Raw genomic sequence first — 13,108 nt, 5'->3', positions numbered from 1 at the left:
GATTCCCATCTCTCAGAGAGGTTGGATCATGACCAGCAAAATGCCGAATGTTCCGCCGGACAATCAGAGCCGGAAGGGAACTGGCGACACTAAGCAAACGTCGGCCGATCAGACTCCGCGCGGCCAGCAGCGCGCGGAAAATCCGGACCAACAGGGCCAACAAGGCAACATCAAGCAGAACACGACCAATCAGGGACACCAGCAAGACCGTTGAGGAGGCGACATTCATGTCGACATCCACCAAGACACCCAGCAGCATTCGTCAGGGCGGCCCCGGGGCATCGCATGAGAACGCGAAGGCGCCGCTGGAGGTGAAGAAGCCGCCTGCGGACGATGAACAGCGAAGCCACAGCCGCGTCTCCGGTGGTGGAGGCGAGCAGGATTCCCATCACCGCCACGATGCGGCCGGCAAGGGCGGCGGCAGATAGACCACAGCGGCCGCCGCGACCGACGCCGGTGCAACGGGAGTACCGAGCTTTCAACGGGCGATCACTGCAAGAGGAGAGACTGATGCCAAGTGGGCACGGCAGCAAGACGCACTTCAGATCCGGCATGCATGGCAAGGGCGACGGCACCGGTGCATTGACCGAAGTGCCCAAGGACAAGATCGGCGATAACATGGTCCTGTCCAACCGCGACAAGGCCCAGCATTCGGACATTCGCGGCATGGACGGCAAGTCCATTCAGACCGAACAGTATCAGGATCATGCAGCCAACCGGCTCGACGAGACGCCGGAGACTGACGAGACCTGAGAGAGCCGTTCCTCCCGCTGAAACTTGCGGACCGGTCTTCAGCCGGTCCGCTTTTTTGTCGGCACGAGATCGCGCTCCCAGCCGAAGACGGAGCGGCCGTCGAGGTCGGGTGACGCCGCGCGCTCGCCGGCGATGTAGGTCTCGACCGACGGGCCGTGCGCGGTGCGTTCCAGCCGCCGTGCCTGATCATCTAGCCGCTTCATCGCCTGCATCTCTTCATCACGCCCGAGCTTGGCGTTCTGGATCGCGCCCTTCAGCACGCGGATGGTCTCGTCATAGACCTTGATCGGCACAGGGTAGGGATGCCGGTCCTTGCCGCCATGGGCGAGCGAGAAACGCGCGGGATCCCTGAAGCGATAGGGCGCGCCGTGCACGACCTCGGCGACCATCGCCAGCGAGCGCACGGTGCGCGCGCCGACGCCGGGCGTCAGCAGCAGCTCCGGGAAATCGACCGGGCCGCGTTCGGCGGCTGCGGCGAGGGTGCCGTGCAGGCGCCGCGCGAACACATCCTTCGGCCGGACATCGTGATGCGCGGGCATGATCAGATGCGGCAGCATGGCCTGCGCAGGCTCGGGCGCAGGCCCGGTGAGCCGCTCGAATTCAGTGAGGATTCGATCGGGGCCGAGATCGTTGAGGAGCTCGAGCTGCGCGCTCCGCGAGATATCGGCGCGGTGGTCGGTGAGATTGACGATCTCGCCTTGCTGCGGGCCGTCGATCGCGCTGTGCGGCGTATCGACAAAGCTCTTCAGCGCCTCGGAATGCCAGTGATAGCGGCGGGCCTGCCGCTTGTCGCCGTTCATGCCCTGCTGCACCACCGTCCATTTGCCGTCGGCGGTCACGAAGAAGCCGTGGAGATAGAGGTCGAAGCCGTCCTGCACGGCCGCGCTGTCGACCTTCGCCACCAGGCGGCTGGCGCGGGTGAGCTGTGCGCCGTCGAATCCAACGCGGTCGCCGAGCTGCATCAACTCGTCCGGCGTCTTGCGCGAATGCTGGCCGCGGCCGCCGCAGACATAGATGCCAAGCTCGTCCTGGAGCGGCCCGAGCCCGCGCTTCAGTGCGCCGATCACGGATGTCGTGATGCCGGAGGAGTGCCAGTCCATTCCCATCACGGCGCCGAATGACTGGAACCAGAATGGATGGGACAGCCGCTGGAGAAACGCATCGCGGCCGTAATGATGCACGATCGCCTGCGTGACGATCGATCCCAGCGAAGCCATGCGGCTCGCGAGCCACGGCGGAACCCGTCCGGTGTGCAAGGGAAGATCGGCGCTGCCGGTACGTCTGGTCATGGTGCTCACAAATTAGCGCAGTTCGGCGACGGTTGCATCTGCGGAATGCTGCGTTGCACGAGAGAGGGGAGCGAAGCCGGCCGGGAGGCGTTGAGCGGGCTATGCGAATGCAATGACGGGGACAATCGATGAATTTGCAGGCCCTGATGGCTGACATCGACAGGATGTTCGGCTGGATACCGTCGTGGTTTGTCGGCCTCGGCCTGGTTGTCGGCGCGATCTTGCTTGCGCTGTTCGTCTACCGGCTCGCCGTATGGCTGCTCGCGCGCGCCTTCGGAACCCGCCTTCCGCTCCTGAGCGTATTCATCGACCGCACCGCCGGCCCGGCCCAGCTGGCGCTTTGCCTGGCGGCCGTCGCATTGGTCCTGCCGCTTGCCCCGCTCGACGACATGATCCGCACGCCGCTGATGCGCCTGTTCGTCGTGGCCGTCATTGCCCTGATCGGCTGGATCTCGATCCGGATCGTGGACATGAGCGCGGCGCGCTATCTGCAGAATTTCCGCGACGTCAGCGAGAATTTCGTCGCGCGCAAGCACGTGACGCAAGTTCGCGTGTTCAAGCGCGTCACCGACACCATCATCGTCGTCATCACGGTGTCCACCGCGCTGATGACGTTCGATTCGGTGAGGCAATATGGCGTCAGCCTGTTCGCCTCCGCCGGCGCGGCCGGCATCATCGTCGGCCTTGCCGCCCGGCCGCTGCTCAGCAACCTGATCGCAGGCCTGCAGATCGCGATCACGCAGCCGATCCGCATCGAGGATGCCGTGATCATCGAGAACGAATGGGGCTGGGTGGAGGATATCGCCTCGACCTATGTCGTGATCCGGCTGTGGGACTGGCGCCGCATGGTGGTGCCGTTGTCCTATTTCATCGAGAAGCCGTTCCAGAACTGGACCCGCGACACCGCATCCCTGATCGGCGTGATCGCGCTCCACGTCGACTATCGTGCCGACGTCCCGCGCATCCGGCGTTGGCTGGAGGACGCCGTGAAACAGTCCAAGCTCTGGGATGGTGCCGTGGTCAATCTCCAGGTGATCGAGGCGGACTCGCGGACCATCGAGCTCCGCGCGCTGGTCAGCGCGAGAAACGCGCCGCAGTCGTGGGACCTGCGCTGCGAGATCAGGGAAAAGCTCGTGGCCTTCATCCGCGACGAGATGCCGGAGGCGCTGCCGCGCGAGCGCGCGATCCTGATCCCGTCGACCGACGATGATGCCGATTTCCTACGGCCCGTTACGCCGGAGAAGATGCGGGCGAGGGCCCACAACTGAACAGGCCCTTGTTGCTGAGCCGAGGCTTGCTACGCGCGCGAAGTCCTGACCGCGCCGCGCAAGGCCGCCTGCTGCTGCTCACTGCGCGCGGATGTTGGCCGCCTTCAGCACCGGCTCCCATTTGGTTGCCTCGGCGTGCATGTAGGCGTCAAACTCCTTGGCAGAGGAGCCGACCGGAGCGGCGCCGATCTTGCCGAGCGTCGACAGCACGTTCGGGTCCTGAAGCGCTGCCTTCAGATCGGTTTCGAGCTTCGCCACGATCTCCGGCGGCATTTTTGCCGGACCAAGCACGCCCCACCACACCGAAACGTCGTAACCGGCGACGCCGGATTCTGCGACGGTCGGGACGTCAGGTAGCGCCTTGGAGCGTTCGGCCGAGGTCACCGCGAGTGCGCGCACCGGACCGCCTTCGAGCTGACCGATCGCTTCCGCAAGCGGATTGATGCTGAGCGGGATTTCGCCTGCGATCACGGCGGTCAGCGCCGGCGCGCCGCCCTTGTAGGGAATCGCGACGATTTTGCTGCCGGACATGTGTTTCAACAGTTCGCCGGCCAGGTGCGCCGAGGTGCCATTGCCGGACATGCCGTAGGAGAGCTTGTCCGGCTCCTTCTTCGCCGCAGCGAGGAGATCTCCGAGCGTCTTGTAGGGGCTGTCCTTGGCCACGACGATCGCGAGCGGTGAGGAGGCGACTTCGGTGATTGCGGTAAAATCCCTAAACGTGTCGTAGGGCACGCTCGGATAGATGAACTGGTTGAGCGGATGGCCGCTCGCGACCAGGATCAGCGTGTAGCCGTCGGGCGCGGCCTGTGTCAGCGCCTGCGAGGCGACGATCCCGCCGGCGCCTGGACGATTGTCGACCACCGGCTGCTGCCCCCAAGACTTCGCCAGCGCCTGGCCCAGCGTGCGCGCGAGCACATCGACCGCGCCGCCGGCCGCGTAGGGCACGAGGATGTGAACCGGCTTGCTCGGATAATTGTCGGCGGCCTGCGCGGCGCTGCCCGCCAGCAGTAAACCGGCGCCCAGCATCAATCCGCCGATTGTCTTGTTAAAACCCAGCATTTTCCCAGCACTCCTTGCGGGCGCGCATCCTTGCATCGGTCTTCGGGTCGTCTGGATGCCGCCCATGGTTTTTGTTGACGAGACCTGATCTTTTGTACGATAGTACAAATCACATGGTACGCAAACCCACCAGCAAGGAAACGGCCCGCAAGCCGAACATGCGCGAGGCGATCCTCGCCGCGGCCGAGGAGCTGTTCGCCACCAACGGCTTCAATGCCATCTCGGTGCGCGACATCGCGCAGGCTGCCGGAGCCAATCCAGGCAGCGTCACCTATCATTTCAAGACCAAGGACGGCCTGCTGCTGGAGATCTACCGGCGCCATTGCGGGCCGATGAATTTGCGCCGTTCGGAACTGCTCGCCGCCGCGAGGCGCGTGCGTGATCTCCAGGACCGGCTGGAGGCGGTGGTGCGCGCCTATGTCGTGCCGGCTTTCACCTCAGGCAGCGATCTTGCCGGCGGCGGTGCGCGCTTCACGCGGCTGCGCGCCGTGATGTCGGCCGAAGGCAACGAGGTCGCGCGAAAAATCATCGCGCAGACATTTGACGACACCAGCCACGCCTTCATCGATGCGGTCCACGAGAGCCTGCCGCACATTCCGCGCACCGACATTGTCTGGCGCAGTCACTTCCTGCTAGGCGCACTTTATTACTCGCTGGTGACGCCCGATCGCGTCTCGCGCCTGTCGCGCGGCGAAGCCGATGGCGGCGATGCCGCCAGCGCTATCGAGCAGCTGGTGCAGGCCACGGTTGCCTCCTTCCAGGCGCCGCCGCTCGATCATGTCGCGCCGTCGCGGCGGCGGCCGGTCGTCAGCAGCAGGACTTGAAAGAAGCCGTCTCGCCCGACGGTTGAAGTGATGACGATGATGTACACGCCCACCATTCCGCCGCCCGATCCGAACACGCGCACGCCCAAGTTCAAGCTGCCGAAGCTGTCATGCGACGCGCATTGCCACATCTTCGGGCCCGGTGCGAAATACCCTTATGCGCCTGACCGGTCCTACACGCCGCCGGACGCGCCGCTGGAGGATTTCGGGGCGTTGCATGCCAAGCTCGGCGTGGAGCGTGCGGTCATCGTCAATGCCAGCGTGCACGGCACCGACAACAGTGTGGCGCTCGATGCGATCGCTGAGAGCAATGGCGCCTACCGTGCGGTCGCCAATATCGACGACAGCATCACCGAGCGCGAGCTCCGTGTGCTGCACGAAGGTGGCTTCCGCGGCTGCCGCTTCAATTTCGTCCGCCATCTCGGCGGCGTGCCCGACAAGCGCGTGTTCGACCGTATCATCGCGATGGTCACGCCGCTTGGCTGGCACATCGATCTGCACTTCGATGCGATCGATTTGCCTGAATATGCCGACATGCTGACCAGGCTGCCGCTTGGCTACACCATCGACCATATGGGCCGTGTGAAGGCGGCGCAGGGGCTCGATCAGCTTCCCTTCAGGATCCTGATCGAGCTGATGCAGTGCGACGAGAAATGCTGGGTCAAGATCTGCGGCTCGGAGCGGGTGTCCTCCAGCGGTCCGCCCTTTACCGATGCGGTGCCGTTCGCGCGAAAGATCGTCGAGACCGCGCCGGATCGCGTCATCTGGGGCACTGACTGGCCGCATCCTAACGTCAAGGTGATGCCGAATGACGGCGACCTCGTCGACCTGATTCCGCTGTTCGCGCCCGAACCCGAGTTCCAGCAGAAGATCCTTGTCGACAATCCGGCGCGCCTGTTCGAGTTCGACCGATGACCGTGCTTGCAATCGACAAGCCGCGCGGGCGGCCCTGGTGGAGGGAGCTCTGGATCCAGGTGCTCATCGCCATGGCCGCCGGCATCGCGCTTGGGATCGCCAGTCCCGAGGCGGGCGCCAAGATGCAGCCGCTGGGGGATGCCTTCATCAAGGCGATCCGGATGCTGATCGCGCCGATCATCTTCTGCACCGTCGTGCACGGCATCGCCCATATGGCCGACATGGCGCGGGTCGGGCGCGTCGCCGTGAAGGCGATCGTCTATTTCGAGATCATGACCACGATCGCGCTGATCATCGGTCTCATCGCGATCAACCTGCTCAAGCCCGGCGTCGGCATGAACATCGATCCCGCCAGCATCAATGCCAGCGCGATCGAGCCTTATGTCAAGCAGACCAGCGTCATTGGCTTCGTGCCGTTCCTGATGAACATCGTGCCCGCGACGTTCATCGGCGCCTTTGCCGAAGGCAACATCCTCCAGGTGCTGTTCATCTCGGTCGTTTGCGGCTTTGCGCTGGTGCAGCTCGGCGAACGGGCCGCGCCGCTGGTCCATCTGATCGACATCGCTGCGAAAATGGTGTTCGCCGTCGTCGGTTTCGTGATGTGTGCGGCGCCGATCGGTGCCTTCGGTGCCATCGCCTTTACGGTCGGCAAGTTCGGCGTGGGATCGCTGGCCTCGCTCGGCAAGCTGCTCGGAGGCTTCTATCTCACCTGTGTGGTCTTCATCGTCGTGGCGCTCGGCCCGGTGGCGCGGCTCTGCGGCTTCTCATTGCTCAAGCTGATCCGCTACATCTGGGAAGAGCTGTTGATCTGCATAGCCACGACATCGTCGGAGACGGTGCTGCCGCGGATGCTGACCAAGCTGGAGAAAGCGGGCTGCGAGAAGAGCGTGGTCGGGCTCGTCATCCCGACGGGCTATTCCTTCAATCTCGACGGCACCTGCCTCTACCTCGCGGCGGCCTCGGTGTTCCTGGCGCAGGCAACCAACACGCCGTTCGGGCTGGCCGAGCAGATCGAGCTCTTGCTGATCCTGCTGGTGACCTCCAAGGGGGCGGCGGGGATCGCCGGCGCCGCCTTCGTCGTGCTCGCGGCGACGCTGTCGGCGACCGGCACCATCCCGGTGACGAGCGTTGCGCTGGTGCTCGGCATCCATCGCCTGATGTCGCAGGGCTTGACGCCGACCAACCTGATCGGAAACGCGGTCGCGACCATCGCGATTGCCAAATGGGAAGGCGCGCTCGACGGCGAGCGCCTGAGGCGCGTGCTCGACGGCGAGGAACAAGTGGCCGCTGCAATCTGATGAAGTGGCTTCCGGCGTGACGCAGGCGGCCTATGATGGTTACGAACAAGAGAGGGGAGTTTCTCCCATGAAGACAGGTCTGGTCATCACCGCCCATCCCGGCGATTTCGTCTGGCGCGCCGGCGGCGCGATCGCGCTGCATGCGAAGAAGGGCTATCGCATGAAGATCGTCTGCATGTCCTTTGGCGAGCGCGGCGAGAGCCAGTTCGCCTGGAAGGAGAAGGGCGCGACGCTGGAATCGGTCAAGGCCGGCCGCAAGGACGAAGCGGAGCGCGCGGCAAAACTGCTCGGCGCGGAGATCGAGTTCTTCGATTGCGGCGATTATCCTCTCAAGCTCACCGAGGCGCATTTCGACCGCATGGTCGACATCTATCGCGAGCTTAATCCCAGTTTCGTGCTGACCCACGCGCTGGAAGACCCCTATAATTTCGACCATCCCAACGCGGCGCATTTCGCGCAGGAGACCCGCGTGGTCGCGCAGGCGATGGGTCACAAGCCCGGCGCGCAGTACAAATATTCGGCGCCGCCGGTGTTCCTGTTCGAGCCGCATCAGCCAGAGCAGTGCAATTACAAGCCGGATCTGCTCCTCAAGATCGACGAGGTCTGGAAGGAGAAGTACGAGGCGTTCCAGATTCTCGCTGCGCAAAAACACCTCTGGGGCTATTACGAGCGGGTCGCGCTCAACCGTGGTATTCAGGGCAGCCGCAACACCGGCGTGCCCATGACTTATGGCGAGGCCTATCAGCGCCTGTTCCCGACGGTTGCGGAGGAGCTGGCATGAAGCCGGTCGTCGTTCGCAACATTGAGCGGGCCGATCCCGCCGACATAGCCGAGTACGGTGTTTCGACCGTGCACGAGGCTTACGGCCGCATCGGCCTGATGAAGCCCTATCTGCGTCCGGTCTGGTCTGGTGCGTCGATTGCGGGGCCCGCCGTCACGGTGCTGGCGCAGCCCGGCGACAATTGGATGATCCATGTCGCGGTCGAGCAGTGCAAAAAGGGCGACATCCTCGTCGTCGGCTGCACCACCGACAATACCGACGGCATGTTCGGCGAATTGCTGGCGACCTCGCTGCAGGCACGTGGCGTGCAGGGGTTGATCATCGATGCCGGTTGCCGCGACGTCAAAGCGCTGCACGAGATGGAGTTTCCGGTGTGGTCGCGTGCGGTGTCGGCCAAGGGCACAGTCAAGGCGACGCTCGGCTCGGTCAACGTCTCCGTCGTTTGCGCCGGCGTCAATGTCGACCCCGGCGATATCGTCGTCGCCGATGACGATGGCGTCGTGGTGGTCCCGAAGCGCTATGCCGCCGAGGTCGCCGAGAAGGCGAGGAGGCGCAACGCGGACGAGGGCGGCAAGCGCACGCGCCTTGCCTCGGGCGAACTGGGCCTCGACATGTACGGCATGCGCGAAGCGCTGGCGAAGGCCGGGCTCGTCTATGTCGACAATACCGAGGATGTCTAGAGCAACGGTGGGAGCGGGTGGATGGATCGTCTCAAGCTGAAGGCCGTGCTCGGTAGCCACCCCCACGTGCAGGCGGTGAAGGGCGGCGAACTCCGCTCCGATCTTTTCGATCTCGACTTCATCGCGTACACGCCGACCAACACCGCGTTCAAGCCGATGGTGCGGGAGCAGGCCTTCGAGGTCTGCGAGATGGCGATCGTCACCTATCTGATGGCGAAGGCGCACGGCAAGCCGCTGGTGCTGCTGCCGGCGACCATGCTCGGGCGCTTCCAGCATTCCTATGCGCTGTACAATCCCGCACGGGGAATGCTCGGGCCGTCCGATCTCGAAGGCAAGCGCGTCGGCATCCGCTCGTTCACGACCACGACCGGCGCCTGGATCAGGGGCATCCTCGCCAACGACTATGGCGTCAATCTCGACACGATCCGCTGGATCACCTTCGAGGATCCGCACGTGGCCGAATATGTCGACACCACCGAGCGCGCCCCGAAGGACAAGAAGATCCTGCAGATGCTGCTCGACGGTGAGCTCGACGCCGTCCTCGGCGAGACCTGTGACAATCCCAAGCTGAAGCCGCTCTTCTCCGATCCAGCCGCGGAGGCCGCCAGATGGTACGCGAGGCGCGGCGTCGTCCCGGTCAATCACCTCGTGGTCGTGACCGAGCAACTTGCGAAATCGCGGCCCGACGTCGTTGTGGGCGTTTATGATCTGCTCAAGCGGAACAAGGAGCAGGCGGGAGCAGTGGCAACGCCTGACCTTGTCCCGTTCGGGATCGAGGCCAACCGGAAGCCGCTGGAGCTGATCGTCGACTACGCATTCCAGCAGGCGCTGATCCCGCGCCGCTATGCTGTCGAGGAGCTGTTCGACGAGACGACACGAGGATTGAACTGATGGTGGATCCGAAACGATGGCAGATCGGTCTGGTTGGCTACGGCGAAGTCGGCAAAATCTTGGCCGAGGATTTGCGCCAGCAGGACATCAAGGTCTCGGCTTATGACATCAAGCTCGGGGGCGAGCAGGGCGCGCCGCTGAAGGAGCATGCGGCGAAACACGGTGTGGCGCTTGCGGCCTCGCACGCCGAGTTGACGGCGAAATCGGACTTCATCATCTCCGCGGTCACCGCCAGCCAGGCCGTGCCGGTGGCGAAGGCCTGCGCCGCTGCGATCAACCAGGGTAACTGGTTCCTTGATTTCAATTCGGCCTCTCCGGGCGCCAAGCAGCGCGCTGCTGCGCTGATCGACGGCGGAGGCGGCCGCTATGTCGAGGGTGCGGTGATGACCTCGGTGCCGCCGTATCGCATCAAGGTGCCGCTGCTGCTCGGCGGCCCCGGCGCGAGAGAGATCGAGCCGCTGCTCAACACCATCGGCTTTGCCGCCAAGGTCGCGAGCGACAAGCTCGGCGTGTCCTCCGCGGTGAAGATGTGCCGCAGCATCTTGATCAAGGGCCTGGAGGCGATGGTCATCGAGAGTTTTACGACCGCGCGTGCCTATGGGGTCGAGGATGCGGTGTTGGCCTCGCTCGCGGAGACGTTCCCCGGGATCAACTGGGAGAAGCAGGGCGCCTATTTCTTCCAGCGCGTGATCGAGCACGGTCGCCGGCGAGCCGAGGAGGTGCGTGAGGTCGCCGAGACCGTGCGTGAGGCGGGACTGACACCATGGTCCGCGCAGGGCACGGCAGAGCGTCAGGCCTGGGTGGCTGACCTTGCTGATGAAGGTCTGTTCGGCGTCAGGGGCACGGCGGAGTTCGCGCGCAGCGCTGATTGGCGTACCGAGGCAGATCGAATCCTGAGCAAGATCAAACGCTGACGCCGAACGCGTGGGTTGAGCTCAAAACCCTGTCGCTGTCGCGATAGTTCGAGATTTCGTCACGGGCGAGCTCGATCAGGTCGACCAGGCGCTTGGCCTCGCGGACGACTTGCTCCTTGGCGGGCGCGGTGCGGAACTCGGTGAGAATCATGCGGATGCACTTGTCGGCGGTATCCAGCGTCCAGAGCGCGCGGGTCATGTCGTCCTGCGTGTGGATCGCCGAGATATCGAGGCCAGATAGGACTTCGCCAATACCATTCAGTCGCTTGACGGCGGTTTCAGCCGGCGAGTTGGCCCGAATGGAGCGATAATCGATGCTACTGAATGCGCTGAACATATACATACTTCCCCACTGAACAGCTCGTTCAGTGCGTCCCCTTAGTATGATCCGGACGACCCGTTGCGCAATGCGCACAGCTACGGTCCGGGATTCTACCGGGCTCGGATCTGGGGACGTATCGGCCGTGAATCGGTACGAAACGGTCCGACGATCAGCCGTGTTCCCGACGATTTTACCGTTGGAGATTCGACCGGAAACGCGTTCAGGCCCCAGGCCGGAACAGAGTGGGCCGCTGCCGTGCAAACGTCTGTCGGCCCTCCTTGAAGCCCATCATGACGTCGGGCAGCTCGGCGATGGCGAAGCGGCTGTCTTGCGTATCAAGCACGATGAGATCGGCGGGATTGCCGACCTTGATGCCGTAATCGTCGAGGTTCATCAGCCGCGCGGGCAGCTCGGTCACGAGATCGAGGCAGGTGTCGAAATCCCCGACCGAAGCGTGTGCGACATTGGCGTAGAAGTTCGCCATCCGCAGCAATGAGGCGTCGCCAAACGGGGTGAAGGGATTGAGGACGTTGTTGGTCGCGACCGAGCAAACCACGCCGTCGCCCGCGAGCTTGTGGGCGAGGGTCAGCCCGCGCGGAGCGTTGTGGGTGGCTTCGCGCCCCATGAGATAGAGATCGGTCGCGGGCAGCACGGTGACGGCGACGCCGGCTCTTGCCAGTTGTGCGGTGGCAGCCTTCATCCGTTCGGGCGGCAATGCCGAGAGCTTTGTCGCATGGCCGATCGCGACGCGGCCGTGATAGTTGCGCCGCTCGGTCTGGCGGCAGACCTCGTCGAGATGCCACCAGGAGGGATCGAGATCGAAATCCAGATGGAGGTCGACGTCGACGTCGAATTCCTGGGCGAGGTCGAAGATGCGCGCAACATGCGCGGTCGGATCGGTGTCGGTATAGGGACAGCCGCCGATCGTCTCGCCGCCGTCGCGTAGCGCCCGGACCAGCAGCTCCTCGGCTCCGGGATCGTTGGTGAGCCCCTCCTGCGGGAACACGCAGAGCGACAGGTCGAGGGCCCACGCATAGTCGCGCTTCAGCGCCTTCACCGCCTCGAAGCTGCGCAGGCCGATCCGCGGATCGATTTCCACATGCGTGCGCATGTGCGTCGTGCCGTGCACGATCGCGCGTTCGAGCACCTTGGCGCCGCGGGCGTAGACGTCCTCGACGGTGAAGTCGCGTTTCATCGCCGATACGGCTCGGATGGCGTCACTGAGACTGCCGTGATCGTGGCCGCAGCGGTCGAGCAGGCAGGCCTTGTCGAGATGGATGTGGGTGTCGACGAAGCCGGGCAGGGCGAGGTGACCGCCGATATCGACCTCGACCGCTTCGCAGGCGAGCTTCGGCGCGATCGCGGCGATCCGGCCGCCCTTCACGCCGATGTCGACGGGCGCGGCGGATGATCGGAGCAGCGCGTTACGGAAGATCAGGTCGAAGGCGGGCTGGGTGATCATGGCTCTTGCGGACGGAATTTAGAGCAATCAGCCGGGATCGGCGGCTCCAGATTGTCGGCAGTGTAGCGAGGCAAATGTTCAAAATATATGCATGGATTGCGCGACAGTGGCGGTAATATTCCGCGAACCCAGGAGAGCCTGCCATGTCCGTTGCCGCCAGAGCCGAAACTGCTGATTTGTCCGACGCCGCGATCGTGGAGGCCTATCTCACGGCATCGATGATTCCCGATCCCGACGCTGCGGCGACCTATATGGCGCCGGGCACCGTGATCACCTTCACCGGCGGGCGCGAGTTCGATCATCCGCGCGGCCCGACCGGCTTCAACGCCAAGCGCTACCGCTGGGTCAAGAAGAAGATGGACCGGTTCGACGTCTGCCCCGGCGACGGCGAGACCGTGGTTTACAGCGTCGGTACGCTCTACGGCGAATGGAAGGATGGGACCCCGTTCGAGGGCAACCGTTACGTCGACCGCTTCGTGGTGCGCAATGGCAAGATCACCAGGATGGATGTCTGGAACGATAGCGCCGAGCGCATCCTGGTCCAGCGCGGCATCGACGCGTAAGGTCCGTCACGCCACAGGCGGAGCCGAACGGCCGCTCGTCATATCGAAAGCTGCGATAGCTGATAGGCGCGAGCCCATCTGGCGGCTGG

At 64.2% G+C, this 13,108-nt stretch carries 16 protein-coding genes; 12 read left to right on the top strand and 4 right to left on the bottom strand.

The window, feature by feature from the left end; all coding sequences use genetic code 11:
- The first annotated feature begins 28 nt into the window (after positions 1-28).
- The 3 genes from GDN70_RS23955 (at position 29) to GDN70_RS23945 (ending at position 753) form a co-directional block, all read left to right on the top strand.
- Positions 29-214, top strand: coding sequence for a hypothetical protein (locus GDN70_RS23955; RefSeq protein ID WP_028145228.1), 186 nt, complete (start codon positions 29-31; stop codon positions 212-214).
- A gap of 13 nt (positions 215-227) precedes the next feature.
- A complete protein-coding gene (locus GDN70_RS23950; RefSeq protein ID WP_028145227.1) occupies positions 228-428 on the top strand; it encodes a hypothetical protein in 201 nt (66 codons plus the stop codon).
- A gap of 82 nt (positions 429-510) precedes the next feature.
- Positions 511-753 (top strand): hypothetical protein, encoded by a 243-nt coding sequence (locus GDN70_RS23945; protein ID WP_028145226.1) that lies wholly within the window; start codon positions 511-513, stop codon positions 751-753.
- Between the two features lie 38 nt (positions 754-791).
- On the opposite strand, the gene GDN70_RS23940 is transcribed toward GDN70_RS23945, so the two are convergent.
- The gene (locus GDN70_RS23940; RefSeq protein WP_038970957.1) at positions 792-2,042 is read right to left on the bottom strand and encodes a DUF763 domain-containing protein; all 1,251 of its coding nucleotides are present in this window, start codon (positions 2,040-2,042) and stop codon (positions 792-794) included.
- 128 nt (positions 2,043-2,170) lie between these two features.
- Here GDN70_RS23940 and GDN70_RS23935 point away from each other — a divergent pair, with 128 nt between their 5' ends.
- Positions 2,171-3,310 carry a mechanosensitive ion channel family protein gene (locus GDN70_RS23935; protein WP_038970956.1) on the top strand — a complete coding sequence of 380 codons (1,140 nt, stop codon included), beginning with the start codon at positions 2,171-2,173 and terminating at the stop codon, positions 3,308-3,310.
- Positions 3,311-3,388: 78 nt separating this feature from the next.
- Here GDN70_RS23935 and GDN70_RS23930 read toward each other — a convergent pair whose 3' ends face one another.
- A complete protein-coding gene (locus GDN70_RS23930) occupies positions 3,389-4,369 on the bottom strand; it encodes a tripartite tricarboxylate transporter substrate binding protein (RefSeq protein WP_038946341.1) in 981 nt (326 codons plus the stop codon).
- A 113-nt stretch (positions 4,370-4,482) separates the two neighbouring features.
- On the opposite strand from GDN70_RS23930, the gene GDN70_RS23925 reads away from it, so the two are divergent.
- The 7 genes from GDN70_RS23925 (at position 4,483) to GDN70_RS23895 (ending at position 10,672) form a co-directional block, all read left to right on the top strand.
- Positions 4,483-5,193 (top strand): TetR/AcrR family transcriptional regulator, encoded by a 711-nt coding sequence (locus GDN70_RS23925; protein WP_038946342.1) that lies wholly within the window; start codon positions 4,483-4,485, stop codon positions 5,191-5,193.
- A gap of 30 nt (positions 5,194-5,223) precedes the next feature.
- Positions 5,224-6,108: an amidohydrolase gene (locus GDN70_RS23920; protein WP_038946343.1), complete on the top strand. Its 885-nt coding sequence runs from the start codon at positions 5,224-5,226 to the stop codon at positions 6,106-6,108.
- Entirely contained in the window at positions 6,105-7,406 is a 1,302-nt protein-coding gene (gene dctA / locus GDN70_RS23915; RefSeq protein WP_038970954.1) for a C4-dicarboxylate transporter DctA, read from the top strand. Before GDN70_RS23920 ends, dctA begins: the two co-directional genes overlap by 4 nt.
- A 67-nt stretch (positions 7,407-7,473) precedes the next feature.
- Positions 7,474-8,187: a PIG-L deacetylase family protein gene (locus GDN70_RS23910; RefSeq protein ID WP_027517331.1), complete on the top strand. Its 714-nt coding sequence runs from the start codon at positions 7,474-7,476 to the stop codon at positions 8,185-8,187.
- Entirely contained in the window at positions 8,184-8,867 is a 684-nt protein-coding gene (locus tag GDN70_RS23905; RefSeq protein WP_038970953.1) for a 4-carboxy-4-hydroxy-2-oxoadipate aldolase/oxaloacetate decarboxylase, read from the top strand. The genes GDN70_RS23910 and GDN70_RS23905 overlap by 4 nt, the downstream gene beginning before the upstream one ends.
- A 21-nt stretch (positions 8,868-8,888) precedes the next feature.
- A complete protein-coding gene (locus GDN70_RS23900) occupies positions 8,889-9,758 on the top strand; it encodes a hypothetical protein (protein WP_038946346.1) in 870 nt (289 codons plus the stop codon).
- On the top strand, positions 9,758-10,672 hold the full coding sequence (locus GDN70_RS23895; protein WP_038946347.1) for a DUF1932 domain-containing protein: 915 nt from the start codon (positions 9,758-9,760) through the stop codon (positions 10,670-10,672). The genes GDN70_RS23900 and GDN70_RS23895 overlap by 1 nt, the downstream gene beginning before the upstream one ends.
- Here the strand turns inward: GDN70_RS23895 and GDN70_RS23890 are convergent.
- Both GDN70_RS23890 and GDN70_RS23885 read right to left on the bottom strand, forming a co-directional pair.
- Positions 10,662-11,009, bottom strand: coding sequence for a hypothetical protein (locus tag GDN70_RS23890; RefSeq protein ID WP_038970964.1), 348 nt, complete (start codon positions 11,007-11,009; stop codon positions 10,662-10,664). The two genes, GDN70_RS23895 and GDN70_RS23890, sit on opposite strands and share 11 nt — an antisense overlap.
- Before the next feature lie 205 nt (positions 11,010-11,214).
- On the bottom strand, positions 11,215-12,456 hold the full coding sequence (locus tag GDN70_RS23885) for an amidohydrolase family protein (protein ID WP_038970952.1): 1,242 nt from the start codon (positions 12,454-12,456) through the stop codon (positions 11,215-11,217).
- 143 nt (positions 12,457-12,599) lie between these two features.
- Between GDN70_RS23885 and GDN70_RS23880 the strand changes: the two genes are divergently transcribed.
- The gene (locus tag GDN70_RS23880; protein ID WP_028145214.1) at positions 12,600-13,019 is read left to right on the top strand and encodes a nuclear transport factor 2 family protein; all 420 of its coding nucleotides are present in this window, start codon (positions 12,600-12,602) and stop codon (positions 13,017-13,019) included.
- The last annotated feature ends 89 nt before the right edge of the window (positions 13,020-13,108 follow it).

This window comes from Bradyrhizobium sp. TM102, assembly GCF_009176685.1.
GTDB classification, from domain to species: domain Bacteria; phylum Pseudomonadota; class Alphaproteobacteria; order Rhizobiales; family Xanthobacteraceae; genus Bradyrhizobium; species Bradyrhizobium ottawaense.
The sequence above is the reverse complement of the archived record's forward strand: the minus strand, read 5'-3'. Positions and strand labels throughout refer to the sequence as shown.

Excerpts from the sequence above, each read along its gene's own strand:
- GDN70_RS23955 (WP_028145228.1), top strand. The coding sequence starts at position 29 with ATGACCAGCAAAATGCCGAATGTTCCGCCGGACAATCAGAGCCGGAAG.
- GDN70_RS23950 (WP_028145227.1), top strand. The coding sequence starts at position 228 with ATGTCGACATCCACCAAGACACCCAGCAGCATTCGTCAGGGCGGCCCC.
- GDN70_RS23945 (WP_028145226.1), top strand. The coding sequence starts at position 511 with ATGCCAAGTGGGCACGGCAGCAAGACGCACTTCAGATCCGGCATGCAT.
- GDN70_RS23940 (WP_038970957.1), bottom strand. The coding sequence starts at position 2,042 with ATGACCAGACGTACCGGCAGCGCCGATCTTCCCTTGCACACCGGACGG.
- GDN70_RS23935 (WP_038970956.1), top strand. The coding sequence starts at position 2,171 with ATGAATTTGCAGGCCCTGATGGCTGACATCGACAGGATGTTCGGCTGG.
- GDN70_RS23930 (WP_038946341.1), bottom strand. The coding sequence starts at position 4,369 with ATGCTGGGTTTTAACAAGACAATCGGCGGATTGATGCTGGGCGCCGGT.
- GDN70_RS23925 (WP_038946342.1), top strand. The coding sequence starts at position 4,483 with ATGGTACGCAAACCCACCAGCAAGGAAACGGCCCGCAAGCCGAACATG.
- GDN70_RS23920 (WP_038946343.1), top strand. The coding sequence starts at position 5,224 with ATGACGATGATGTACACGCCCACCATTCCGCCGCCCGATCCGAACACG.
- dctA (WP_038970954.1), top strand. The coding sequence starts at position 6,105 with ATGACCGTGCTTGCAATCGACAAGCCGCGCGGGCGGCCCTGGTGGAGG.
- GDN70_RS23910 (WP_027517331.1), top strand. The coding sequence starts at position 7,474 with ATGAAGACAGGTCTGGTCATCACCGCCCATCCCGGCGATTTCGTCTGG.
- GDN70_RS23905 (WP_038970953.1), top strand. The coding sequence starts at position 8,184 with ATGAAGCCGGTCGTCGTTCGCAACATTGAGCGGGCCGATCCCGCCGAC.
- GDN70_RS23900 (WP_038946346.1), top strand. The coding sequence starts at position 8,889 with ATGGATCGTCTCAAGCTGAAGGCCGTGCTCGGTAGCCACCCCCACGTG.
- GDN70_RS23895 (WP_038946347.1), top strand. The coding sequence starts at position 9,758 with ATGGTGGATCCGAAACGATGGCAGATCGGTCTGGTTGGCTACGGCGAA.
- GDN70_RS23890 (WP_038970964.1), bottom strand. The coding sequence starts at position 11,009 with ATGTTCAGCGCATTCAGTAGCATCGATTATCGCTCCATTCGGGCCAAC.
- GDN70_RS23885 (WP_038970952.1), bottom strand. The coding sequence starts at position 12,456 with ATGATCACCCAGCCCGCCTTCGACCTGATCTTCCGTAACGCGCTGCTC.
- GDN70_RS23880 (WP_028145214.1), top strand. The coding sequence starts at position 12,600 with ATGTCCGTTGCCGCCAGAGCCGAAACTGCTGATTTGTCCGACGCCGCG.